The sequence below is a fragment of the Vibrio misgurnus genome (assembly GCF_029635775.1).
In the GTDB taxonomy this organism is placed as follows: Bacteria; Pseudomonadota; Gammaproteobacteria; order Enterobacterales; family Vibrionaceae; genus Vibrio; species Vibrio chanodichtyis.
Genome location: NZ_CP113242.1, coordinates 422,228 through 447,298, shown reverse-complemented (window position 1 = coordinate 447,298; position 25,071 = coordinate 422,228). Strand labels below are relative to the sequence as shown.

At 45.5% G+C, this 25,071-nt stretch carries 19 protein-coding genes and 1 pseudogene; 11 read left to right on the top strand and 9 right to left on the bottom strand.

The window, feature by feature from the left end; genetic code table 11:
- Positions 1-2: 2 nt before the first annotated feature.
- Positions 3-1,394, bottom strand: coding sequence for an HlyD family type I secretion periplasmic adaptor subunit (locus OOK74_RS13800; RefSeq protein ID WP_278183315.1), 1,392 nt, complete (start codon positions 1,392-1,394; stop codon positions 3-5).
- Between the two features lie 278 nt (positions 1,395-1,672).
- Here OOK74_RS13800 and pdxH point away from each other — a divergent pair, with 278 nt between their 5' ends.
- Entirely contained in the window at positions 1,673-2,308 is a 636-nt protein-coding gene (gene pdxH, locus OOK74_RS13795; protein ID WP_166015199.1) for a pyridoxamine 5'-phosphate oxidase, read from the top strand.
- A gap of 110 nt (positions 2,309-2,418) precedes the next feature.
- Here the strand turns inward: pdxH and OOK74_RS13790 are convergent, their stop codons facing one another.
- From OOK74_RS13790 to OOK74_RS13780, 3 genes are all read right to left on the bottom strand, one after another.
- On the bottom strand, positions 2,419-4,239 hold the full coding sequence (locus OOK74_RS13790) for an SUMF1/EgtB/PvdO family nonheme iron enzyme (RefSeq protein ID WP_274721643.1): 1,821 nt from the start codon (positions 4,237-4,239) through the stop codon (positions 2,419-2,421).
- A 161-nt stretch (positions 4,240-4,400) separates the two neighbouring features.
- Positions 4,401-5,507 carry a PEGA domain-containing protein gene (locus OOK74_RS13785; protein ID WP_278183314.1) on the bottom strand — a complete coding sequence of 369 codons (1,107 nt, stop codon included), beginning with the start codon at positions 5,505-5,507 and terminating at the stop codon, positions 4,401-4,403.
- 626 nt (positions 5,508-6,133) lie between these two features.
- Positions 6,134-7,213: an alpha/beta hydrolase gene (locus tag OOK74_RS13780; RefSeq protein WP_278183313.1), complete on the bottom strand. Its 1,080-nt coding sequence runs from the start codon at positions 7,211-7,213 to the stop codon at positions 6,134-6,136.
- 201 nt (positions 7,214-7,414) lie between these two features.
- Between OOK74_RS13780 and OOK74_RS13775 the strand changes: the two genes are divergently transcribed.
- The 8 genes from OOK74_RS13775 (at position 7,415) to OOK74_RS13740 (ending at position 16,665) form a co-directional block, all read left to right on the top strand.
- Complete coding sequence (locus OOK74_RS13775) at positions 7,415-8,299, top strand: LysR family transcriptional regulator (RefSeq protein WP_274721641.1); 885 nt, start codon at positions 7,415-7,417, stop codon at positions 8,297-8,299.
- Between the two features lie 106 nt (positions 8,300-8,405).
- Positions 8,406-9,269: an AraC family transcriptional regulator gene (locus tag OOK74_RS13770; protein WP_278183312.1), complete on the top strand. Its 864-nt coding sequence runs from the start codon at positions 8,406-8,408 to the stop codon at positions 9,267-9,269.
- Positions 9,270-9,830: 561 nt separating this feature from the next.
- The gene (gene putP, locus OOK74_RS13765) at positions 9,831-11,321 is read left to right on the top strand and encodes a sodium/proline symporter PutP (RefSeq protein ID WP_278183311.1); all 1,491 of its coding nucleotides are present in this window, start codon (positions 9,831-9,833) and stop codon (positions 11,319-11,321) included.
- A gap of 182 nt (positions 11,322-11,503) precedes the next feature.
- Positions 11,504-11,740 (top strand): hypothetical protein, encoded by a 237-nt coding sequence (locus tag OOK74_RS13760; protein WP_166015193.1) that lies wholly within the window; start codon positions 11,504-11,506, stop codon positions 11,738-11,740.
- Between the two features lie 289 nt (positions 11,741-12,029).
- Positions 12,030-13,919, top strand: a complete 1,890-nt coding sequence (locus OOK74_RS13755; RefSeq protein WP_274721638.1) for a methyl-accepting chemotaxis protein — start codon at positions 12,030-12,032, stop codon at positions 13,917-13,919.
- A gap of 322 nt (positions 13,920-14,241) precedes the next feature.
- Complete coding sequence (locus OOK74_RS13750) at positions 14,242-14,976, top strand: IclR family transcriptional regulator (RefSeq protein ID WP_166015191.1); 735 nt, start codon at positions 14,242-14,244, stop codon at positions 14,974-14,976.
- A gap of 6 nt (positions 14,977-14,982) precedes the next feature.
- Positions 14,983-15,822 (top strand): arginase family protein, encoded by an 840-nt coding sequence (locus tag OOK74_RS13745; RefSeq protein WP_274721637.1) that lies wholly within the window; start codon positions 14,983-14,985, stop codon positions 15,820-15,822.
- 90 nt (positions 15,823-15,912) lie between these two features.
- Entirely contained in the window at positions 15,913-16,665 is a 753-nt protein-coding gene (locus tag OOK74_RS13740) for a phosphatase PAP2 family protein (RefSeq protein WP_274721636.1), read from the top strand.
- 62 nt (positions 16,666-16,727) lie between these two features.
- Here the strand turns inward: OOK74_RS13740 and sstT are convergent, their stop codons facing one another.
- From sstT to OOK74_RS13725, 3 genes are all read right to left on the bottom strand, one after another.
- Positions 16,728-17,936 carry a serine/threonine transporter SstT gene (gene sstT / locus OOK74_RS13735; RefSeq protein WP_278183309.1) on the bottom strand — a complete coding sequence of 403 codons (1,209 nt, stop codon included), beginning with the start codon at positions 17,934-17,936 and terminating at the stop codon, positions 16,728-16,730.
- A gap of 305 nt (positions 17,937-18,241) precedes the next feature.
- The gene (locus OOK74_RS13730) at positions 18,242-18,661 is read right to left on the bottom strand and encodes a hypothetical protein (protein ID WP_278183610.1); all 420 of its coding nucleotides are present in this window, start codon (positions 18,659-18,661) and stop codon (positions 18,242-18,244) included.
- A 317-nt stretch (positions 18,662-18,978) separates the two neighbouring features.
- Positions 18,979-19,890, bottom strand: a complete 912-nt coding sequence (locus tag OOK74_RS13725) for a polyprenyl-phosphate transporter (protein WP_278183308.1) — start codon at positions 19,888-19,890, stop codon at positions 18,979-18,981.
- Positions 19,891-20,248: 358 nt separating this feature from the next.
- Here OOK74_RS13725 and gltS point away from each other — a divergent pair, with 358 nt between their 5' ends.
- Positions 20,249-21,475: a sodium/glutamate symporter gene (gltS, locus tag OOK74_RS13720; protein WP_274721634.1), complete on the top strand. Its 1,227-nt coding sequence runs from the start codon at positions 20,249-20,251 to the stop codon at positions 21,473-21,475.
- Positions 21,476-21,523: 48 nt separating this feature from the next.
- Positions 21,524-21,826, top strand: a complete 303-nt coding sequence (locus tag OOK74_RS13715) for a GNAT family N-acetyltransferase (RefSeq protein ID WP_274721633.1) — start codon at positions 21,524-21,526, stop codon at positions 21,824-21,826.
- A gap of 134 nt (positions 21,827-21,960) precedes the next feature.
- Here OOK74_RS13715 and OOK74_RS13710 read toward each other — a convergent pair whose 3' ends face one another.
- Positions 21,961-23,541, bottom strand: a complete 1,581-nt coding sequence (locus OOK74_RS13710; protein WP_278183307.1) for a GGDEF domain-containing protein — start codon at positions 23,539-23,541, stop codon at positions 21,961-21,963.
- Positions 23,522-25,010 (bottom strand): annotated as a pseudogene (locus OOK74_RS13705) (tetratricopeptide repeat protein). Before OOK74_RS13705 ends, OOK74_RS13710 begins: the two are co-directional and overlap by 20 nt.
- Positions 25,011-25,071: the final 61 nt, after the last annotated feature.

The following is a 25,071-nucleotide window of genomic DNA, read 5'->3' as shown; positions in this document are numbered from 1 at the left end:
GATTATTCTCTTAGTGCATTATTTTGCGCACTTAAAATCGGCTTGAGCAGATAAGCTAGTACCGTTCTTTTGCCAGTAATAATATCGACCGAGGCGGTCATCCCAGGGATGATCGGCAAATTCTTATCGTGACCAAAAGTGGTTTCTTTCGTACGCACACGGACAAGGTAGAAACTATTGCCTTTCTCATCTTGGGTGGTATCGGCACTGATGTGCTCTAACGTGCCTTCTAAACCGCCGTAGCGAGTAAAATCGTAAGCACTAAATTTTACAATCGCTGGCAATTGTGGGCGCAGGAAAGCGATGTCTTGCGGTGCAATTTGTGCTTCAACCAACAAGGTATCTTCGGTTGGCACAATTTCAATAATATTCATGCCTGGTTGAATGACGCCGCCTACCGTATTCACATACAGGGTTTTTACCGTGCCGGTGACTGGTGATATGACCACGGTACGGTTCACTTTATCTTCCAGCCCGACAGTTGATTCGGTAAGCGCTGAGAGTTTATCTTGTTCTTGATTGAGTTTATCTTGTTGTTCGGTGCGGAATTTTTGTGCGGCATTGATGCGGCTGAGCATCGCTTCGCGAACGGCGGCTTTAAGCACTGGAATTTTGAGTTCAGTTGAGGTTAATTCGCGCCGGGTATCGTTGAGTTGTCGTTGTAGTTTGAGCAATTCGATTTTTGGTACTACGCCTTCATTGGCGAGAGGCTCGGTGATCTCCAGTTCTTTTTTCGCAAAATCATAACCTTGGCGCAAATTTGTCACACGAGCTTGCGCTTCAATCAAATCTTGTTGTTTTTGGGTAATTTGCTGTGAAATGACTGATAATTGGTTGCGTAAATTATCCAAATCTTGTCGATACTGGTTACGTTGACGCTCGACCAGCTCTGGCTCTGAGCTACTCAACTCATTAGGGAAGGTGAGTTTGGTATAATCCAAACGCACGCTATTGGCCCAATTTTTTTCTTCAACTTCCTCATCAAGGATCACACTAGCGAGTGAGGCGGACAGCTGTAATACCGTGGCCGTTAAGTTGGCGACCTGCTGCTCACGTTCACGAAAATCTGAACGAAAACGGGTATCGTCGATCAGGATTAACTGCTGACCTTTTTGTACTTGCTGACCTTCATGCACCAGAATTTGTTTAACGAGCCCACCTTCTAAATTTTGAATGACCTGAATTTGCGAAGAGGGGACCACTTTACCTTGACCGACCGTGACTTGATCAATTTCTGCCCACGCCGACCAAAGCAGGGCCAACACGAAAAATGCCACCATTACCCATAGCATGATCTGTGCACTACGTGGAGTATTCAGTAGTAATGCGGCCGTCTTGTCGTCCACATAATCGAGTTCTTCGTCGCTGAGCTTGTGATAACTGTGATGGCTCATAATGGGTTCCTGTTTCACCAGCCGTGCCTACTCACAATGGATGCAGGATTGGGCCGTGACCGCAACCGGATGCGGTATGCTTAGTCGGTTGATTTTATTATTGGTGTTTATAATTGTTAAGAATATGCTATCTACAGCAAAAGGCCTATTTAACAGGTTAATAATTTTGGTGAATTTGAACTTTTTTGTTGTCACCTAGCAGGTTGATGCAATCGATGGTCACTTGAGTTATCAGTAGGATCAGCGCACAATCGGGCAAAAATGAGTGAGGAGCAGCAATGGATCTTTCAGATATTCGTCGTGAATACATTCATGGTGGGCTAAGAAGAAAAGATTTACAGACCAACCCGATTGATCAGTTTAATCATTGGCTACAGCAGGCGATCGCGGCTAATTTATCCGATCCGACGGCGATGACGGTGGCAACGGTGGATGAGAATGGCCAGCCATTTCAACGTATTGTGCTACTTAAAAATGTCGATGATGCAGGGTTTGTGTTTTACACCAATTTGGCCAGCCGTAAAGCGGAGCATATTGCCCAAAATAGTAAAGTGAGTCTTCACTTTCCTTGGCACCCTTTAGAACGACAAGTGCATATTACTGGGGTAGCAGAAAAGCTAACCACATTAGAAAACATCAAATATTTTACTTCGCGTCCGAAAGAGAGCCAGATTGCCGCGATTGCCAGTCATCAAAGTCGCCGAATTTCCGCCCGTGGTATTTTGGAAGGCAAATATCTTGAACTTAAGCAGAAATTTGCCAATGGGGAAATTCCGGTGCCTAGTTTTTGGGGCGGGTATCGGATCAAACCGCACAGCATTGAATTTTGGCAAGGAGGCGAACACCGACTACACGATCGCTTCTTATATTCGCGTCAAGATCAAACCTGGCAGGTGGATCGACTGGCGCCATAGTACCGCGGTGTGCCATGGCTGAGGTCGGCGAAGACCAGATAACCAAAGCATGATCAACTAAAATCAACAAAGGGGGATGATTCCCCCTTTGTATGTTGGTCAGTTAGCGCTTATTTCAACTCACGGAGTAGACGAAAACCGACATAGTTAGCTGCGGTGGTGGGGCCAACAAAAAGTTGACTATGAGCTTTCGCCATTTCCGGTGAAAAGCTCCACGCGCCACCTTTGACTAAGCCACGTGAATCATTGGTCCATTCCCATACATTGCCGACCATATCGTAAAACCCTAATGAGTTTGGCGAGAAGGTTTTTACCGGAGATGTACTGCGATTTGACCAAGTGGTGCCAGCCCAGCCGGTGTTGGCTTTACCTGCCCCAAATTGATTGCCCCACCAATAATCGGTTTTGCTGCCAGCCCGTGCGGCAATTTCCCACTCTTCTTCACTCGGCAATCGATAGGTGAATCCGGTTTGCTTGGAGAGCCAGTTGGCATAAGCTTTAGCATCATTTTGACTAACGCATACGACGGGAGCATTTGGGTTTTGTTGAAATCCAGGGGTACGCCAGTTGCTGTCTGCGATCGGAGTCACTTCGGATTGATTAACTGCAATACAGAGATTTTTCAGCTCGGCATCAGTCTGGTATTGGGTCTGATTGATGAAGTTTTCAAACTGAGCCACGGTGACTGGCGTCGCGCTGAGTGCGAAAGCATGATCAAGGTGGTATTGTTGCGCGGCGTTTTCTCCTAACAGGTATTGTCCTGGCAGCAGTGTGATCACTTCTGGTGGCGTAACTTTGCCTTTTACTGAATCGGCAAATTTATGCCCAGCACGCAGTGGGTTGGATCTTTCATGCAAATTGACCCGCAAAGTATGATCTGAGGTGATAGTGACTTCTTGTTCGAAGGTGCGAAATCCCTCTTTTTCAATTTTAATCCGATGGTTACCGGCCGGTAGCATCACTTCTACAGGGGTGTTGCCGTAATTAACCCCATCAATAGTCACGCGATCGCCATGTTGATTGGAACGCAGCGATAAGTTAATCCAAGCCACTTCTTTTTGCTGTTGTTCCGCCTCGCCTTGACCGGGGTCAAAACAGTATTGCGATTCAATATTGAGCAGCTTGCAAGGGACATTTTTGGCTGGGCGCGCTTCAAGCTGGGCAGTGATGAGGCTTCTAAATTGCATACCGTCATAAAAACCAGACTCCACCACAGCGTGTTTGAGTAGGTGAATGTTGAGCGATACATTATGCAGTTGTGGTTTGATGATGCTGGTTTCACTGCTTTGATCAATCAGCCAAAGTTGGAATTGGTTGACCGCTTTTTGCAAAGCGAGGTCGGTGGTTTGTTTGTTGCATTGTGCAAGGGTCATCTCTGCACTACACAGATTGGTAATCGCGATTTTTTGCTCACCTGAACGCTGTAGCTCTTCACGCAATCTCGCCACCCGTGCGCGCATTCTCTGTTGCTGGAGTTGAGCGATACTCTGTTCGATGGTTTGCTGCTGAGCTTGGTATTGAGCGAATACACTCTGCATTTCTTGCAGTTTCTGTTCGGCATCGAGGCGAACAATTTGATTTTGTTTGACCTCCGTCCAGGCGGCTTGATACGCATTTTGTGATGGACTGATATCCAGATCAGGTTCATCAATCATTTTTTGATAATCACGCTCAAGATTGGTTTTAGCTGTGTTAAGCAAGGTTTGCAAGGCTTTAGCTTGTTGATCCAACCGATTCAACTCAGACTGTTGGTTATTGATAACGGTTTTCTGAAGTTGGGTCGTATCGCTAGCCTTTTGCAGCTCGGTATGTTTGCTAAACAGCGCATCATCAATCGCAAGCACAGAAGAGGCGATTTCCTCTCCCAGCACGGGGGCTGCCACTAAGTAAGGTGACAGTGCTAATAATAGAGCGGGAATCCCTTGTCGCATGGTGGTGTCTACTTCAAATTAGGAAATTAAGTCTAAGTTATGAGCATTCTAAACGAAAACGCCATTTTGTCTGAAGTCATCTTTCAATAACTTAATGACAAAATGGCGTTTTATCGACAAGTTTGTGAATCTCGGCAAAAAATTATGGATATTTTATACCATTAACTGTCTTTATTCGGTCTCAGTTTGACCCATACCGTATCATTACCGCTGACCGTAACCATACGATTGTAGGTTTCATAACCTTCTTTAGATAACGTCACCTGATGGCGGCCAGCCGGTAATACTAATTCAACCGGTGTACTGCCATAGTTGATGCCGTTAATGGTTACTGAATCATTGTATTGATCAGAACGAATGGTCACATTTGCCCACTGTTTATCTTGCTTTTTCTGTGCGGTTGACCCTGATTTTCCTTGTAAGCAGTAACGTGTTTCAACGTTGAGCAGCTTACAAGCGGCTATCGCTTCGGGTTTGGCCTGCAGTTGAGCTTGCATCAGCGTGAAATATTCGTTGTTACCTTCGAAACCAGAGCGGATCATCTGACTTTCTTGAATGTGAATATTGAGTTCAACACCTTTGAGATTGCGGTTGGCGATCACGGATTCGGTTAAATTGCTGATCAGCTTATCACGAAAGGTCTTGACCGCTTTCTGTTTGGTCAGATGCTGTCCTTGACTGGCACATTCACCTAAGGTCATGTTGGTTGAGCAACTGGTTTTGAAGCTGGTTTCCAACACATTACTTTCACGTAATTCAGTGGCTAACCGCTTGACACGTGCTTCAATTTTGGACTCTTCCAAATTGGTTAGCTCCGTGTTCAAACGAGCTTGTCTTTGCTTAATTTGCGATAGACGCATCTCAATTTCAGTGACAGCTTGGTCGTTGTCTAACTTTTGTGATTGGTTACCTTTTAGCGTATTCCAAGCTTCTTGATAGCGTTTTTGGAAGGTGACTAAGTCGGTGTCGGGATCTTCGAGAAGACGGGTATACTGCTTATCCAACTCGGACTTGGCCCGATTACGCTTGGCGTTTAACTCTTCGCCTTCACGTTTCAATCGGCTTTGCTCATTTTTCAACTGTTGCAACTTAGCACTTTCTACTTCGTAGTCGGTGATAATTGCGTTGATTTCGTTCTGTTTATTACTCAATTTTTCATCGATAGCCACAACGGGGTCAACTTGAGTGACCTCCTCGGCGTACACCGATGCAGATACCCATAGAGGGAATAGCGCAAGCAATAGCGCTGGGATACGGCGTTTAATCATAGGTCCCTGCAACACATTTACGTTTAGCCACAAAAAGTGGGAAAGACAAAATTTTGACAGCTTTGTTGATAGCTGAATTATTCAATGCAAATATTATTCCTCTTAGTTCAAAGTCATCTCTAGTCATACATTAGGTGACTGATTTTTTAAACTTTAGAACTAAGTATTTTCATTTTGAGCAGATTAGAAAAATATGCAAGCTGAGTTTTCCGATCCACTTTAACGTTTTTTAAATTGAGTACACATTGACCGTAATTTATGTGCGCTTGATCATTGTTCCGAGATAAGAAGTTAAGTCAGTTACCGTCTCTAAACTCAGGTTTTATGTGTCTGATTGATTATGCTTGATGATCGGCGGTTATTATTTCGTGTGCAGAGAATTTGCAATCTGATCATGAAATCGCGTTGATCAGTGAGAGGGATATCACCCGATTGCATGCTGATGATGTCGCAAATCATGCTCTGATTGCCAAACTTTTGTCGCTTAAATGGACAACATTAAGAGTCGGGATCAGTTGGCTGAAATAGTCAAACTATTGAGGTCGATGACAGAATGAGAACGGTCCTAATTAGTGGTGTTTTCGCCATCAAACAACGCAGCGCGGAGTGCGCTGCGTTACTAATGGTTACTTAAGATTGGTTTTAAAGAATTGTTCAATCTTGCCAAATGGGATTTTATCTACTTGGTCATATAGATCGACGTGGTTAGCACCATTGACGATGTAGAGTTCTTTGGGTTGACTTGCCGCGGCATAAGCGGTCTCACTGAAATAACGTGAGTGAGCATTTTCACCATGCACCAGCAGGATCGGACGTGGTGAAATCTCTTGGATATAGCTCATGATCGGCATATTCATAAATGAGATTGGCGTGGTTTGCGTCCAAGCATTACCTGAGTTGACTGAGCGCGGATGGTAGCCGCGTTTGGTCATATAATAGTTGTGATAATCGACCATAAATTGAGGTTCATCACCCTTAAGATTTGCGTTGTAGGCTGGTTGATAGGCAGGCGTACCATTTTCCGCGTCTTGCCAGCGTTGTTCACTCATTTGTTGCAGGATTTTGGTGCGTTGTTCTAGGGGCATACTGTCGTTATAGCCTTTAGACATAACACGGGTCATATCGTACATAGTACTGGTTACTACAGCTTTGATTCGTGTGTCTACGGCTGCCGCATTGAGCGCCATGCCACCCCAACCACAGATCCCTATAATACCGATACGATTACGGTCAACTTCGGGTTGCAGGCCAAGAAAATCAACCGCAGCGCTAAAATCTTCCGTATTAATATCTGGTGAGGCGACATTGCGTGGTTGACCGCCACTTTCTCCGGTATAGGAGGCATCAAATGCCAGCGTGATAAAACCGCGTTCTGCCAGAGTTTGTGCGTAGAGACCACTGGATTGCTCTTTCACTGCGCCAAACGGACCGCCAAGGGCAATCGCTGCCAATTTACCTTCTCCACGGTTTTTGGGCAGGTAAAGATCAGCAACTAGCGTGATGCCATAACGATTTTTGAAGGTGACCTTACGATGCTCAACGTGAGGGCTTTGGGCAAAGATTTTATCCCATTCGCTCACCATAGAGACGGGATCGGTCGGGGCTGGGGCCGTTTGGGCATTGCTCATGGTTGAAATTCCGGTTAATGCAGCTCCTAGCAGTAGGTGAGATGCGATAGCTGTCAGCTTATGTGGAAGAATAGTCATGGAAAAGTTCCTTGCATTCGGAGTTTTGAACGGTAGTGATAAGGTGGGTTAGTTAATCCATTCACCCATCCAATTTATTCTAGCTAGAACAATTCGTCATGATTAGAGGCCATTTCATGATAACATTCATGCGTATTTGTTCTGAATTGGGCGTTTAACCCGTGGTACTAAGAGGCTGGTGAGTCAATGGTGGAGTAAAAAATGACAATCCGTGAGAACTATAATGATCTGCACATTTTTATGCTGGTTGCTCGCGAAGGCAGTTTTACCAAAGCGGCCGCTCGATTGGGGCTAGCTCAATCAGGGATCAGTCGCACGATTCGTGAGTTAGAAGCGCGGTTAGGGGTGCAATTGTTGATGCGCACTACCCGTAGTCAGTCACTGACCCAAGCGGGTGAACAGTTATATCGTTCGGTTCAGAGTGGTTTCCAGTCATTAGATACCGGTCTGGCTACGCTGGCTCATTATCGTGACATCCCTTCTGGTACAGTACGTATCAATGCCAGTCAACACGCTATCGATAAGGTGTTACTGCCTAAACTGGCTATTTTTCGACAACGTTACCCAGATATTCAGCTAGAGCTGATCAGTGAAAACCGTTTTGTGAACATCATCGATGAACGTTTTGATGCTGGGGTTCGTTTGGGAGATGAAGTTGATGAGGGAATGGTGGCCGTACGGATCAGCGCTGATTTGGAGATGGCAATAGTCGCCACTCCGGCGCATTTTTTACACTACGGATTTCCGCATACACCGGCCGATCTGGCTGCCCATCCCTGTATTGCTTACCAGTTTGCTGATGGCTCTCTTTACCACTGGGAATTGTGGCAGCAGGGCAATCTCATCAAGCATCAGCCACAGAAGAGCTGGGTATTCTCTGATAGTTACATGGAAGCTGAAGCGGCAAAAATGGGGCTTGGGCTGGCGTATGTTCCGAAGGAGTTAGTGGCTGATGAATTAGAGCGCGGTACTTTAATCCAAGTATTGAAATCTTATAGCCACCGTTTGGCAGGACAGTATCTTTATTACCCTCATCGTAATGTCTCACCCGCATTAAGAGTGGTAATCGATGCACTAAAGCTCTGAATACGGTGTCGCGCGCTTCTAATATTTACCAAATCAATCGGTGCGTAGTTTATTATGTTTGGTGAGCAGATGGGAATCATTTCGTTTTCGGACAATTTGGTATACCATGGCCGCGCAAACAACACCTTATGAGGTTGAAATGGCTCAATCGCATGCTCCTGATGTCGCCAATCGTTCTCTGATGGCCAAAGTTCTGTTACCTAAACCAGCCGAGCTGATCACCTTGCCTTCGCATATGGCGTGCCATGATCATAGCTACACCCAAATCGTGATTGGTCTGAAGGGCCAAGCGGAATTTGAAGTGCGCGGTATGGGTAATATTGTTGGTCCAGGTCAAGGCTGCGTGGTGACCTCAGGCTCGGATCATGCTTTTGGTGGCATCGTTGGGCAATCGGATATTCTGGTATTAAACATGCCAACGCCGAGCGATGATGATCCTTTGTTGTTACGTAAACTCAATGAGCTGACCACGAGTGAGATCTACTTTCAGTTAGATGGTCAGATCCAGCGTTTGATCCAGATGTTGGTGCAAGAAATGCAGGCGAGTCCTGACGATCTACTGCTTGGCCGAGCTTGTAATGATACGGTAGTGGCACTATTGCAACGCCATATCAGTGCGCTAGCCAGTGCTCATAAAGAGTCTCGTTTTGATATTGAAGTGGTGGATCGTTACATCGAACAGCATTTGGCGCAGCGTATTTCGGTCGCGCAATTAGCTGGCAGCGTTTTTTTAAGTGAGAGTCACTTTCATGTACTGTTTAAAGAGCAGATGGGGGTCACGCCACATCAATATGTGCTCAATAAACGTGTCGATATGGCCAAACAGCTGATTGAACAAGGGCGACTGAATTTAGGCCAGATTGCTGAACTGACTGGTTTTTCGAATCAGAGCGCATTTACCCACACTTTTGCAAAATTGCATGGTATTTCCCCTTCACAATATAAACGGCGTTGGTCCGCGGTCTCTTAAGTGGGGTGTTAGCAAAACTCGCCTCAATCCTGTCTCGTATGACCTATGCTGATTTATCCTCTTCCTACTTGAAGCTGCAGCGGTGTTGGCTACGTTCGTTCACCCCAATCATATAGTTTGCTTATGTTCATGGGGACTCACCCACTTGCCGCCTACCTGCAACTCCAAGTTGTTTGGGTATAGCTTGTTGAGAGTGTCATTTTTACATATTTACCCTGCGGTTTTGCTGCGTATTCACGAATAAAAGCTGTAATCCGATTGCTGATAATTTGTTTATTTTTGGTTTCAATTCGGCTTTTTTGACAAATTGTCAGGACTTTTTGACAAATCCTCTTCTGACACTCAAAATACACCGCTAATAATTGCAGCAAACCTTACTGAACCGCCCCGAGTATTGGCGCGGTGATGTCGAAAGCATGATCAAGCTCAAACCGAGCGTAAAGTCAGGCATCGGGTTGAATGAGCATTAAATTTTAATCCGGCCGGTTTTGGATACCAAGCTTGATCATGTTTCCGTAGCAAATCGCATTTGCCGCCAGCTTTTAACGAGGACAACACACCATGGAAAATAGCTTTGCTATTACAACCACCTTTATCGTCTATCTCATTTTGATGTTGACGATTGGGGTTTACGCTTATCAGCGAACGAAAAACTCAACCGACTACTTTCTCGGTGGTCGTTCATTAGGCCCGTGGCCTGCGGCACTTTCTGCCGGTGCATCCGATATGAGTGGTTGGTTACTGCTCGGTTTACCTGGTTACGCTTATGCTGCGGGGATTGAAGCATTCTGGTTGGCGGGTGGTCTACTGGTTGGCACATGGGCTAACTGGTTAATTAATGCCAAACGCTTAAGAACTTACAGTATTACGACCGATGCGTTGACATTGCCTGAGTTTTTGTCGCGTCGTTTCAACGATAAATCGAAACTGATCCAAACCATTTCGGCATTTTTTATCCTGTTATTCTTCCTTTTTTATACCAGCTCAGGTTTGGTTGCCGGCGGAAAACTGTTTGAAACCGTATTCGGTATCGATTATTCCACCGCGGTCATCATTGGTACCATTTGTGTGGTTTCATACACCTTATTTGGCGGTTTCTTAGCGGTATCTTGGACTGATTTAGTGCAAGGTTTACTGATGGCAGCCGCGTTAATGGTGGTGCCCGTGGTCGCGATGAATGGTAGCTTGACGCAGCTTGATCAGGATTTAACTGCAATTAACCCCGAGCTGTTGACGCTGTGGAATGATGCACAAGGTGAACCGTTGTCTGTGATTGCCATTCTATCGCTGGTGGCTTGGGGCTTAGGCTATTTTGGTCAGCCGCACATATTGGCACGTTTTAAAGCTTCACGCTCAAATCAAGATTTGACGACGGCGCGGCGCATTGCTGTGGTATGGACTGGGGTTTCAATGGTCGGTGCGATTTTGGTTGGTTTGACTGGGTTAATTTTTGTCACTCAATCAGGTTCGATTCAGTTGGACGATGGTGAAAAGGTCTTCATGTTGTTGGTCAATTCACTGTTTCATCCAGTGATTGCGGGCATTTTGTTGGCGGCGATTTTGGCTGCGATCATGAGTACCGCTGATTCACAACTGTTGGTGTCATCCTCTGCGTTGGCGGAAGATTTCTACAAACAATTAGTGAAAACCGATGCCAGTTCCGAGCAGATTGTACGGGTGGGCCGTGTGGGTGTGGTGATCATTTCTGTGCTGGCATTACTGCTGGCGATGACCCCAGACAGTTCAGTGTTGAGTTTGGTGTCATACGCTTGGGCTGGATTTGGTGCGGCATTTGGCCCGACTTTAGTCCTAAGTTTGTATTGGGAGCGGATGAATCGCCATGGTGCTTTAGCGGGGATCGTGGTAGGAGGGGTGACCATAGTAGTATGGAAACAACTGACTGGCGGTTGGTTTGATGTGTATGAAATTGTGCCGGGGATCATCTTCGCGATGTTGGCGATTGTGGTGGTGAGCTTGCTGACCGAGCAGCCCGAAGCACAAGTCAAAGCACAACATCTTGAGTTTAAAAAGCAGTTACGCGAACTGGCATAACTTTCTCATCAAATCGTTGAATAAGCCTCGTGAATACGAGGCTTATTCAATATAATTTAGTGTTTATTGAACAATTTTCTAATACAGATCACGAAATTTGTATAACAAATTATGTTTGCGGAACCTATCGCTGCAGAATGCGTCAATTATCAATAGTGACCAGTAAATAAGAGGGATCCGTCATGCCAAAAGCTTATTGTCGTTGCTGTGGCAAACAAACTGCGCATAAAGCACTGATGAAGCGGGTGCAAGAACAGCCTGACGGTTGGCAAGGATTCCAACAATTCCTCACTATGCTGATCCATGGCCAGCACTATTACCAGATGGAAAAACAGTATTTTTGCCGAGTGTGTAATCAGCAAAATGAGCGTATTCAGTCGCATGATTTATTAACGAGTACTAGTGTCCGCATTTCTTAAATCACACTTAGTGATTTTCCTCTCTCAATTGATGATCACCACAGAGTGATCTGATGTTTGCTGCCTAATTGCAAGCTAATCCAATACGTTGCTGGTTTTTTGTTTTATACATCTTCCGATTATTTGTCGACACTGAGCATAACTATTTAGAATTATGGACGATATCTCACAGATTAGTTATTTGCTTCCTCAATACTTGTGATTGTGCGAACTTTCGCAAAGTAATTTCCTGACGCTTAGATACTTTGATCACATATTGGTGTAATTGAATGTGAGTGGAGTATTGCTGATGCGATTAAGTCTAAAGAGAAAAATGGTTTGCTCTGTGGTTGTCGCGATAGCGGTGACGGCAGTCGCTTTAGTGGTGGCCGGTTACCAGTTATTTAAGCAAGAGAGTTGGCGAGCGATTGAAAGTGAAAGCCGTAATACCTTGCACGCTCATGCTAAAGGTATTGGTGATTGGTTTACTGGGAAGCAACTAGCCTTAAAGGGGCTTCGTGAAGAGATTGAAAGTAATCCACAGTTAGATCTGGTGCCACATCTAAGACAAACCCTACAAGCGGGATCGTTTGGCCTGAGTTACTACGGTAACGAACAAGGCGAGATGTTTCGCCAAGATCCTACGCTGAATACCGCAGGCTATGATCCTCGCATCCGTGACTGGTATAAAGAGGCGAAAGCCGCGGGTAAACCAATTACTACCGAGCCTTATGTCAGCGTCACCATGCAGACTTTAGTGGTGACTCTTGCTGAGCCTGTGCGCCACAATGGCCAGTTGATCGGAGTGGCTGCCTCCAATTTGGCACTGGATAAACTTATCCAAGATGTATTAGCGATTGCGGTGCCAGGTGACGGTTATGCCATTTTGGTCAACCAGAAAGGCAAAATTGTCGCACATCCAAACGCAGAGTTGATTTTAAAACCTACCGAAGATATTTCTGCCGAGCTTACTCTTGCGCAATTAAATCGTGCTGCGCAGTTACGGACGCTACTGCCATTGAGCATTGACGACAGTGATAATCTTTTGATGGCACAGACAGTGGCGAATACCGATTGGTTACTGGTGATGGTGATGGATCGGTCAGTTTTAGAGCAACCACTGAATGATGTGTTAATGGTGCAAATTGGGATTGGGATTGCTGTTTTGCTGATCATGGCACTGTTCACCTCGTGGTTTGTCGCGCGTCAACTGAATGATCTGGGCCATATCGCCAATGCATTAGCGGATATTGCTGAAGGAAATGGTGATTTAACTCGACGCTTAGAGGTAAACAGCCAAGATGAGGTGGGCTTACTGGCTGATAAATTTAATAAATTTATCGGTAGCTTGCACCAGATGGTAAAAAATGTGCGCGAAGTTTCCATCACCCTGAATCAAGGTGCCGATCATTTAGCTGCATCGGCGACGCAAACCAGTCAACGGATCCGTACCCAACAAGATCAAATCACTATGGTGGCGACCGCCGTCACTGAGATGGCATCGGCGACGGCCGAAATTGCCAATAATGCTGAAAATACTGCGCGCAACGCTACTCAATCAGTCCATTTAGGTGAAGATGGCTTTATGCAGATGCAGCAAAGCAAACAATCGATTGATCAGTTAGCCCAAGAGCTTACCGCTGCAGTACAGATCATTAGTGAGCTAGAAGAACATGCCAATGAAATATCGACGATTTTGTCGACGATTCGTGGGATTGCCGAGCAAACCAATTTACTGGCGCTTAATGCTGCGATTGAAGCGGCGCGTGCCGGTGAGCAGGGGCGTGGTTTTGCAGTAGTCGCCGATGAAGTGCGAGTGCTGTCGCAGCGGACGCATGCTTCCACTGAAGAGATCCAAATCAAGATTTCAGGTCTGCAAAAAGTGACGACGACCGCCGTCTCGGCGATGACGGAAAGCCATAACTTGGTGGAAACCAGTGTTGCGGATGTCAACCAAACGGGAACTAGCTTACAAGCGATCAGTGAAGCAATTCAGCACATCAGTGATATGGCGACGCAAATTGCCTCGGCGGCTGAAGAGCAATCTTTGGTGACGGCTGATATCAATATCAATACTGAATCTGTGCGTGAAGTGAGTGATCAGTTGGCCGAAGAAGCTCAGTTATCTGTACAGCAGGCGCAATCGTTGCATGCGATGGCACAAGAGCTGAATAAGGAAATTTCCCGCTTTACACTTTAATTCTCGTTTGAGCCGCATTTGATGACCACCCGCCGCTTTTAGACTGCTGGTGGTCACTCAGCCGAGTATTCACTCGGCTTTCTGCTATTTTACTCCCTCATTTCACTGTGCAGTATCTCAAACGGCGGGCAAGTTTTGGCTCACACTGACTGATCATTTAACTGCCATTTCAAGTTGTTGCGAGATAGCCGGTGACGATTAATTTATCCAATTTGAGTTAAATTCTCACCATGTAGGAATGTAATGCTTTAGTTCTTATCTATTTCTCGATATATAAGAATAAGCATTTGAGATGCCCTCGATTAAAGGCTAAAAAACACCCATGAAAGAGATGAAACCATCAGCTAACCAAGTTAATGAAAAATCACTGCAATTGCTGATGCAAGTTGCGGTAAATCCAGAGCCAGTATCAGCAAAAGGATTGAGTGAACAACTGCAAGTTCCCCTCAGTAGCCTTTATCGACATTTGAAACTGCTCAAAGAGTGGAACTTGATTGAAGAGAGTCCACACGACAAAACCTTGATCATCGGTCCGGCAGCATTGCTGCTGATGAGAAGTTATCAAACCAGTCAACATAACCTTGATTCGGTTGATGCGGTGTTAAGTCGTTTACAAAAACAGACTGGGGAAATGGCTGCCTATATGGTGCCGGTCGGTTATCGAGCATTGTGTGTCAGTCAAAAAGAGAGTATGCAGGCACTGCGATGCAGCTTCGTCCAGGGTCAAAGTCAACCCCTGCTTCGCGGTGCCTCCTCTAAAGTGATGTTGGCCTACATGCCTGCAGCACGTTGTGAAAAGATCTTACGCTATTTTGGCGAGGATCCAAGTTTGGACAAGTGGCAAAACGAGTTTGCCAAGATACGTCATCATGGTTATGCCGTGAGCACCTCGGAAATTGATCCCGGCGTTTCGGGGATCAGTGCTCCGGTGATGAAAGGGAGTAAGTTGATTGGGGCAATTTCGGTGATGGCGCCCGCCCATCGAGTCGAAAGCAACAAGCAACGAATTATTTTACATGTATTGCAAGCCGCCCGTGCGTTGCCACCAGAAAGGTAATCGATCATGCTTAACTTATTCAAACGCCACCACTTAAATCGTACGGTGAGTCATTCGATGGCGAAGTTTGGCTTTATGACAGTTAGCCAGCGGATCAAACCAATGTCATTGGTCGCGTTTGAATTAGCACAGCAGAGCCTCGATGTTGCCGCAGATTGGTTGTATCAGCAACAATCGGCAACCACGACATACCCAGAGACAAGCCATTATGTGCTGGTGGATGGGCAGGCCAATACTTTTCAATCCGCGCTTAGCCAATCAATCGCTATTGGTACCGTGCCTGTGGTATTAGCTAATTGCCATGAGATTGTATTGCAGGGTTTAGCGGTACTTAGTCAAGATAATAGCAATATTGGCATCGTGCATATCGGGCATCAATTTGAGTTGAAACCCAGTTTGGATTTGCAATTAGGTAGCGCCTTTCACTTTGCTTTATCGCGGTTTACGCACAGTAAACTGCTTTGTATTGGCATCGATAGTGAGCAAATCAGTGCGCAAACACTAGAGTATGCCGAAGATCTTGGCTGTGATTGGATCAGCCATCAAGAGTGTGGTTTTTTAAACCGTACCCAGTTAAAAGACCAGTTGAGTAGTTACATTGAGCGCAGTGAACAACTGATGGTAAATATTGATTTAGCCTCATTGGTTGCTGGGCACGGGATTGATATGCATCACGTATTGGATAATCAGGTAATTTTGCGCTTACTGCGCCAAATTATCCTGTCAGGCAAGGTGCGTTATATCCAGTTAGTCGGAGCAAAAGATAAACTGATCTATTCCAAGCAGACTAAAGAAATTGTCGATGAGTTGATCAACTTAGCTCCGCATTTAGTGCACGTGGCATAAAGGGATTTTCCTAATAAATTGACATCATATTGGCATTGTTGGATGTAGCTGTGACTAGAATACTCATCCAGTCTGGGATGGAGTAGAGTGATGACGGTGTTTTTTATGCAGCGCAGATATGCTTTAGCATTAATGTTGATGTTTATTGTGCTATTAATTCCACTGAGTATATGGTCACAACCATTTGATTTTTACCAACCAGTGCAGGACTCTACTGGCCAAGCCATTACCTATCTGACTTATTCCGCGGGTAAGCAAGGCTTTTTGATTTCTCTGCTTTTGCTGATGATTTGGGTGACATGGCGTTGCCAGATACCACGCCACCAATGGTCACAAAAAGCTCTACAATTGATACTGTTACTTGGACTGGCTATGGTGCTGAAAGTCGGCATTAAAGCGCTGACTGAACAGCCAAGACCTTACACTGAAGTGATGACACAATCGCTGTTATTACCCAATCCGCAACATTTCTATCTGCTGTCTGAGCCTAAACAACAAGCCATTTTGCTGGCGATGGAATCAAACGTGAGTCCATGGCGAGTTAAACATTGGCAGCAAGAACTGGATTACTCTTTTCCCTCTGGGCATACCTTGTTTGCGGTGGTGTGTTTACTGTTTTTTGGTCAGCTGTTAGCTGAGAAAAAACGCTATCTCGATGTAGCTGTATTACTGAGTTGGACCATCAGCATCGGCTATAGTCGGCTATGGCTTGGCATGCACTATCCGCTGGATTTATTTGGGGCAGGGTTATTGGCGGGGGCGCTATATTTGCTGGTGCCACTCAACTATGCATTGCCTCACTTGGATTGGCCATCATGGTTGCCGCACAGACCTCGGGTATAACACCCAGAAAAAATGGGCATGTCTGCCCATTTTTGTCATGGTTATCTTATTTACGCTTAAGATTAACTTTGCTCAGCTTGACACACTGATGCAGTAAAGATCACATCAGTAGAGCTGTTAAGCGCCGTTTCTGCAGAATCTTGCAGCACACCAATAATAAAGCCGACCGCAACCACTTGCATCGCGATATCGTTGGAAATACCAAACAAACCACAGGCCAGTGGGATCAGCAGTAGTGAACCACCCGCCACTCCGGAAGCGCCACAAGCAGAAACAGCGGCGACCACACTAAGCAGTAAAGCGGTCAGCAGATCGACTTCAATACCTAAAGTGTGCACTGCGGCAAGCGTGAGAACGGTAATGGTGATCGCGGCCCCTGCCATGTTGATGGTGGCACCGAGAGGGATCGATACTGAATAGGTATCTTCATCCAAATTGAGTTTTTCACACAGTGCCATGTTGACTGGAATGTTGGCTGCACTGGAGCGTGTGAAAAATGCAGTCATACCACTTTCACGCAGACATTGTAAAACCAATGGGAAAGGGTTGCGGCGAATTTTGTAGTACACAATCACTGGGTTGACGACCAGTGCAATAAACGCCATCGCACCCAGTAACACCGCCAGTAATTGTACATAGCCAGCTAAAGCGCCAAAACCTGTGGTGGCAAATGTGGAGGCGACTAAGCCAAAAATACCGAATGGTGCCAGTCGAATAATAAAGCGCACAATTTGTGAAATTCCGTGGCTAAGATCTTCAAAGACCGCTTTAGTGGTGGAAGATGCACGGTGCAGCGCCAAACCTAATCCGACACCCCAAGCCAAAATGCCGATGTAATTGGCATTCATCAGCGCGCTAATTGGGTTATCCACCAATTTAAATAGCAAGGTATTAAGAACTTCCGCAATGCCTTGTGGTGGGGTTACCCCTTCTACCCCAGTGGTTAACACTAAAGTGGTTGGGAATAGGAAGCTTAAGATCACGGCGGTCAGTGCTGCGGAAAAGGTGCCAAAAAGGTAGAGCACAACGATCGGACGCATATAAGTGTGTTGGTTTTTCTTTTGGTTCGCGATAGAGGATGCAACCAAAATAAATACCAATATTGGAGCAACGGCTTTTAGCGCTCCCACGAATAAATTGCCAAGTAATCCTACTTTTTGAGCGTATTCCGGTGAAAAAGTAGCTAAAACAGCACCTAATAGGATGCCAGCTAAGATTTGCAATACCAGATTTCCACGCGCAAAACGGGCGATAAATGAGTTGTTTTGCATAGTTATCCCTGTGAATTATCAAAAAATTTGAATTATTGTAACTTCAGTTATTCATTCTGAAGGATCCCAATATTAACCACACAATATAATGTGTCTACCGATAATTGATGATTAGCGTGATAAGAGGCCTATTTTGAGAGGGAGTGATGAATTTATTGCTCAACCGCGATAAAAATGCAGGTAAAACATCTCTGGCCAGTCGAGCTCAAACACACAAATGCATAAGGGCAATGCTCGCTTGGCTTGTCCTCAATGATCATTATTATCACCCACAACTGAGCTGCTTCAGGCATGTAGGGTGGTAATTAGTGTGCCACTTTTATGGCCGGGTACACCGTTTGCTGGCCATTACTCAGTTCACCAAGCCAGGTCATTGCACCTGAAGAGCAGGCCGGCAAAATGATCTCACCGCTGTAACTATCTGAACCTATTGGGGATAATGAAAATTTGGCGCTACCCATATCCATTTCCAACCCTTGTAAGGTCAGGATTAAATTTTGCGCGCCGGCATTTGGCCAGTTGACCGTCAGCCGATAAGTGGTGGCAGGGGCGTTGAGCGCTGGTTCTAGTCTCATACTGACTCCGGCTTGTTCACAGCTTTGCTGCGAGAGCAGACAGTAATGATTAAGATCGCGCTGAGCGGGAAATAACCAAGCACGTAAATCGTCGGAGAAAAAACCAGCACTGAGTGCAAGTAACAGTACTATCCCGGTGAGAAGTTTCATCATAGATGATCCTAAGCTTGAGTAAATAATGGTGAGGTTATCCCCTTCCTACTTGAAGCTGCAGCGGTGTTGGTGACGTTGGTTCACCCCAATCACATAGTTTGCCTATGCTCATGGGGACTCACTCACTTGCCGCCTACCTGCAACTCCAAGTTGTTTGGGTATAGCATTATCTGGCGATATTTGCTGTGTCAATACTACACCAATATGGGCAAAACTTACTCAATCGTAGCAAATATTGCTTGGGGGACATTTGTGGTCAACTCAAATGGTTGCGGCAACCAGCGGCTGCCGCTTTCAGGACTGAATCAGTAAGGCTATTTTTCGGCGTATTTCTCTAAACTTAACACTAATCCAATCGCGGCCAGCATCAGGATCACGGCTAACATCCACTGTGATGGTTGAGCAGTGAGTGCTTCAAACTCAAATGGAGAGAGATTACGTTGCAATAACGGCACTGGTTGGCCTTGTGAATTGATCTGCCAAGAGAGGGTTTGTTTCCAAGGCCAGATCATTGGTAAGGTGCCGAGCATCAGCCCAGTGAGGAAGGTTAAGGTAATATCGCGGTAATAGCGCAGTAGCCAAGTGAGCAGATGAGAAAAGCAGAGTAGGCCGCTCACACATCCAGTTAAAAACAGTGCCAGAATATCCAGTTGGAACGTTTTAACCGCATTGAGAATCGGAGTATACATACCGATCAACAGCAAAATAAAACTGCCAGAAATACCAGGCAAAATCATGGCACAAATCGCAATTGCGCCACAAATCAGCACATTAAAATAAGTGGGTTCAAGGTTTAGCGGTTTCAGTACCGTAATGCCATAGGCGAAAATAACGCCCGCTATTAACCAAACGGCACGTGATAGTGTCTTACGCTCGATTTGCCGTAGTATATGCCATACGGAGATCACAATCAGCCCAAAGAAAAATGACCAAATCGGGATCGGATGAGTGGCTAATAACCAAGAAATCAGCTTCGCTAACGTTGCTATACTGGTCAAAATGCCGGCAAATAGCGAAATCAGAAACCACAAATTGATGTGACGAATGACACCTGCCAAGCCTTGTTGTTTCCATACCGAGAATAAAGAAGGGTTAATGCGTCGAATGCTTTCCAGTAGCGTATCGTAAATTCCGGTAATAAAGGCGATGGTACCACCGGAAACCCCCGGCACAACATCGGCTGCGCCCATGGCGAGTCCCTTTAAATAGGTGATCAAGTAGTTCATTGTGTTTCCTGCCGATTGGATAAGAGCGCCATTATACCTGCTCTTGCGCTACTTGCAGCTGTACTTTTTCTGCTGTCTTGTTTTTAATAAACGGGCTTATCAAAAATCTGCTTGAGAGTTGTGATTAGCTATTGTTGGCTATTTTGAGTACTATCTCACACTATTTTCATTGATTAATTTATAGATAATTAGCATTCAATGGAAATTTGTCGGTTCAATATCATTGCTTTATATCGCCATTTGGCGGTTTATTAGAGGATAACTATCGTACGGGATTGATGTTGTGTTTTTGCGTCGCCAAGTTGGTTAAGACGCTCGCTTATCAAGGAGAGATGAGCTTGAAAATAAAAGAGGTACTATGAATCAAATCATTTCCATTGGAGCATTAGAGTCTTTTCTGATTGCTATCAGCGTCCTGTTTTTAGGTCACTTTATTAATCGCAAATTGCCGATTTTAACCAAGTTTAATATTCCTGAGCCGATTGTTGGTGGTTTAGTGGTTGCCTGTGTGATCACTGCCTTGCACTTCCATGGAATCGATATGGAGTTCTCATTACCACTACAAAATGTCTTTATGTTGATGTTTTTTAGCACTGTGGGACTGGCGGCCAACTACACCCAATTGATCAAAGGTGGGGCAAAAGTGTTCCTATTTCTGGCGGTGGCATCACTGTTTATTTTGATCCAAAACGGCATCGGGGTTTCGTTGGCGGTTGGGTTAGGATTAGATCCCTTGTTGGGCTTGATTGCCGGTTCGATAACCTTATCCGGTGGACACGGTACGGGTGCGGCTTGGGCAAATACGTTTTCAGAAAATTATGGTTTAACCAACACCTTAGAAATCGCGATGGCCTCGGCAACCTTTGGGTTGATTATCGGTGGCATTATCGGTAGCCCTGTGGCACAAAAATTGGTCGATAAACACGGTATTGAATCTGAGTATGGGCGTGGGACACAAACCCACGCGCGTTTCCCAGAGTTGGTGACCTATAACGATGATGAAGAAGATAAAGTCACCGCCAAAAAGGTGATTGAAATTCTGTTTATCTTGTTGATATGTGTTACAGGGGCGAAATATCTAGAGGCGTGGGTGAAAACCTTTGAGATCCGTTGGTTGATGATCCCAGATTTTGTCTACGCTTTGTTTATCGGTGTATTCATCACCAATCTGTTGCAAGTGACTAAGCTGCGTAAAGTGGATGCTGAAACCGTTGATATTTTAGGTACGGTTTCTCTATCGCTGTTTTTGGCTATGGCGCTAATGAGCCTTAAATTGTGGAATATTTTTGATTTAGCGCTGCCATTTTTGGTGATATTGAGCATTCAATCGGTGGTGTTAGGGATTTTTTGCTATTTTGTGACCTTTAAAGTGATGGGTGCGAACTACGATGCCGCTGTAATTTCAGCAGGCCATTGTGGTTTTGGCCTCGGTGCAACTCCAACCGCGGTGATGAATATGGGGTCGGTGGTGAAACGTTTTGGCCCTTCACCTCAAGCCTTTATGGTGGTGCCGATCGTAGGGGCTTTTTTTATCGATATTGTTAATTTAATTATTTTACAAGGGTTTATCTCATTTTTGGCTTAAGCCAGAGGTAACGCTTTAAATTATGTTATTGACGGCCAAGGAGTCAGCATGAAAAACACTGTGTACCATGATGTGGATCATCACTGTTATCGAGTGGTATTAGAGGGTGATTATCAGGCCGTGGTGAGCTATCAGTACCAAGATCAGCAAGCCAACGTGTTGTACATTACCTCAACCCGAGTGCCGGATGAAATGCAAGGTAAAGGCTATGGTTCGGTGATGATGGAGAGTGTATTGCCCGAAATTGAGCGTGCTGGTTTAACGATTGTGCCGGTGTGCAGCTATGTGGCGCATTATCTTGAGCGTCACCCGCAATGGCAGCATTTACGCCACCGTGCCACAACGGAATGATCGATCGGTGACCCAGTGTCTATATCGCTAACGTAAGATAATCAGCCAAAGGAAAATCGCCGCGCATCGGCGCGGCGATGACATAGAGTGATAACTGCCAGTGTGATAATCACTAGCTTGGACAATACCGCCACTTACTCAACACAAACTTGATTGCGGCCGTTGGCTTTGGCGCGATACAGGGCTTTGTCTGCACGATAGAAGGTACGCTGAGTATTTTCCCCTTCACGATGCAGAGTAATACCAATACTGACGGTTAAGCCACGTTCGCCAAGAATGTCTTGCCATGCAAAATTAAAAATACGCTGGCGGTAGATTTCGGCATGTTTATGCGCGACCTCAGGGGTAACGTTTTCCAAAATCACCAGAAACTCTTCACCACCAAACCGCACACAAGAGGCTCCGCGGAACTTAAAATAGCGGCTCAGTTCACTGGATACATTGACGATCGCTTTGTCGCCTACCAAGTGACTGAGCTCATCGTTGATCGATTTAAAATGGTCAATATCCACCACTAAAAAAGCAAACGGCGTTTCATGCAGCAGCAGATCTTTGAGCTTCATATCTAGCCAACGGCGGTTATGCAGCTTAGTGAGAGGGTCACTGAACACATCCTGTTGCAACTGTAATACAGTATTTTTCTGGTTCTCGGTGGTTTCTTTTAGCTCGCGGTTTTCCAATTCAGACAGGATCAGTTTGAGTTGTAGCGCAAAGCGTGACAGACGACGCAATTGGATCGCACCTAACTCGCCGATCGGGATCTGTTTCATCAGATGGTTTTCAATCTGAAAGGCTTTTTTCTCATAAACTAGCGCGGTTTGGTATGTTCCTTCCAATTCAAGCACTTCACTGAATGCTTGGTATAAGCGCATTTCAAGAAAAGGTGAGTGAATGTTTTTTAAACGTTTTTCACTATTGCTGAGCAGTAAGATTGCAAGATGTGCTTTGCCCACTCTGGATAGGCAATGCGCTAACTCGATACGAAGCATACACATCAGCCAGTCTGATGGCGTTAATGAGGACGAGTATTGTGCATTGGCTAGGGTAAGCATGGCTTGGCTGACTTTACCTTGCTGTAAATACAGCTTGGCTTGATAAAGCATGATTTGCCCAGTCAGTAATTTATCGCTGACTAAAATACTCAACTCTTCGCATTCTTTGATCAGATTATTGGCGATGGCAAAACGGCCAAGGTTGATATAGCAAGCCAGTAAATAGAGTTTGTAGCGCAGACGCAACGCACGACTGGAGATCGCATGATCAATACTGTCAATTTTTTGGTAATAGCGCAGGGCTCGATTGTGATCACCATAAGCGTCACACAAATTACCCATCCCGATCACTGCACGTACGTAGTCATCAATCATGCCGTGTTCAACCGCAATATTTGAAATCGCCACATATTCTGCCAGTGCTGCCACATATTCGCCGAGATCGAGCAGTCGCTCACTTAAACTGTGTTTGACCGAGAGTAACAACTTAAGGTCGGAGGGCAATTCCAGTAAGGCAAGTGCAGCGCGTAGCTCTTCAACACTGGTGTGCCACTGTTTCATTTCACGGTGATATTCGGCACTGATGATGTAGCTCTGTGCGCGCTCTTGGGATGAGGTGGCGACATGCTGGCGCACATGGTTCCAGAAATGAATCGCTTCTTCCCCTGTTACCGTAGTGGCATCCAGTCCAGCTTGTTTAATTTTATTCAGCAGGCGTTCCATACACCTTTTTCCTGTGTTTGGCTCTCAATCAACTGCTCCAATGTAAATGGAAAGGAGAGAATATCTTGCAGTGTAATTTGCGGGAGTGGGCCGTCTAATCCTTTGCGGTACCATGGGTAAATTTCAATCATCTTGCTTATCACTTCAAATATCGCTATCGCGGCATCCCCTTTCTCTGCCAGTAGTAAGCCGAGGCGATCACTGCTCAGTCGAGCTAGTAGATCTTGTGGGGCACACAGCGAATGAAGGACTTCGGTACAGACATCGATATAGTTTGGATTGGGATGCAGAATGACTATCACGGCATGATTGGACTTTTTCAACTCGGTTTTGAACAGTACCAACTGCTCCCACCAATAGGTTTCGGACACTACATTGGAGAGATGCTTTTCCGGGTTGAATTCGTGTTGACCACGTATGCGGTTGATCAGTTTACGCGCGCGTTGTTCAAGCTGACGTTTTGATGAGTGGGCTTTGTCCATCCCGACGCGGATTGTTTGCTCACGCAGCATCATTACGGTGTAGCGGCGGTATTTTTTAAAGGCAATCAAAGCGGCTTGAGCATCACCATGTTCTTCTGCCACGCGCGATTGCTGATAACAGATTTGTGATAGCAGTTCACCGTTATCAAACGAGCTGGCAACTTTTTCGGCCTTATTTAACCATTCAGTGGCGGCTGAAAAATTTTTACGCAGCAGTTCTAAACGTGCGCGGCTAATAAACGAGTGAGCTTGCATCCAAGTCAGATTATTGGCAACGGCGAGTTCATGTGCTTTGCGTGTGGCTTGCTCTGCATCGTCAATGCGCTCTAAACCAAGCAGTGCCAAGCCTCTAAAATCCCACACTTCGGCTTGCCAAGTTACGTTGCCGTGATTTTGCAGCGCTTCTTCCGCACCATCGAGTACAGTCAACATTTCGACATATTGTTTAAGGAGATAGAGATCCCATGCGTATAAAATTCGCGCTTTGCCTTCAAGCCACTCAATACGGGTATTATTAGCAACTTTAATCGCCAGTTGATGGGTGGTACAGGCGAGTTGATGCTCATTGGTGATCCGCCAGATATTACCTAGACCAATCAGACACTCAATCTCAATTTCCGGCTCATCAATCAGTGCTGATTGTTCTAAGGCATTAATCCAGAACTGCTGCGCAGTATAGTATTTAGCTTGTCCCCAGTAATGCAGCGCATGAATGTGCAGAATTTCTGGTAAACAATGATCAATATCGAGGTTACCTTGGCTATGATAGGCTTCTTTGATGAATTTCAGTCCTGCCCGGTAGTCCATCTTGCACCACAAGCAGCGTGAGATGATGATCAACAGTTCGATGATGGCAGTGGTAAAATGGATCTGCCGAGCACGAATCAAACACTGCTCAGCTTGAACCAATACCTTCTCTGGCTCAGCTTCAATGTTTGCTCTGAGCTGTTCAATTTCTATTTCAAGCAGAGATTGATGGTTGTCCAAAATACCGTCGTCCTTAGGCGATTTGATGCTCATAATGGCAAGCCATTATAGGAGCCAAGTC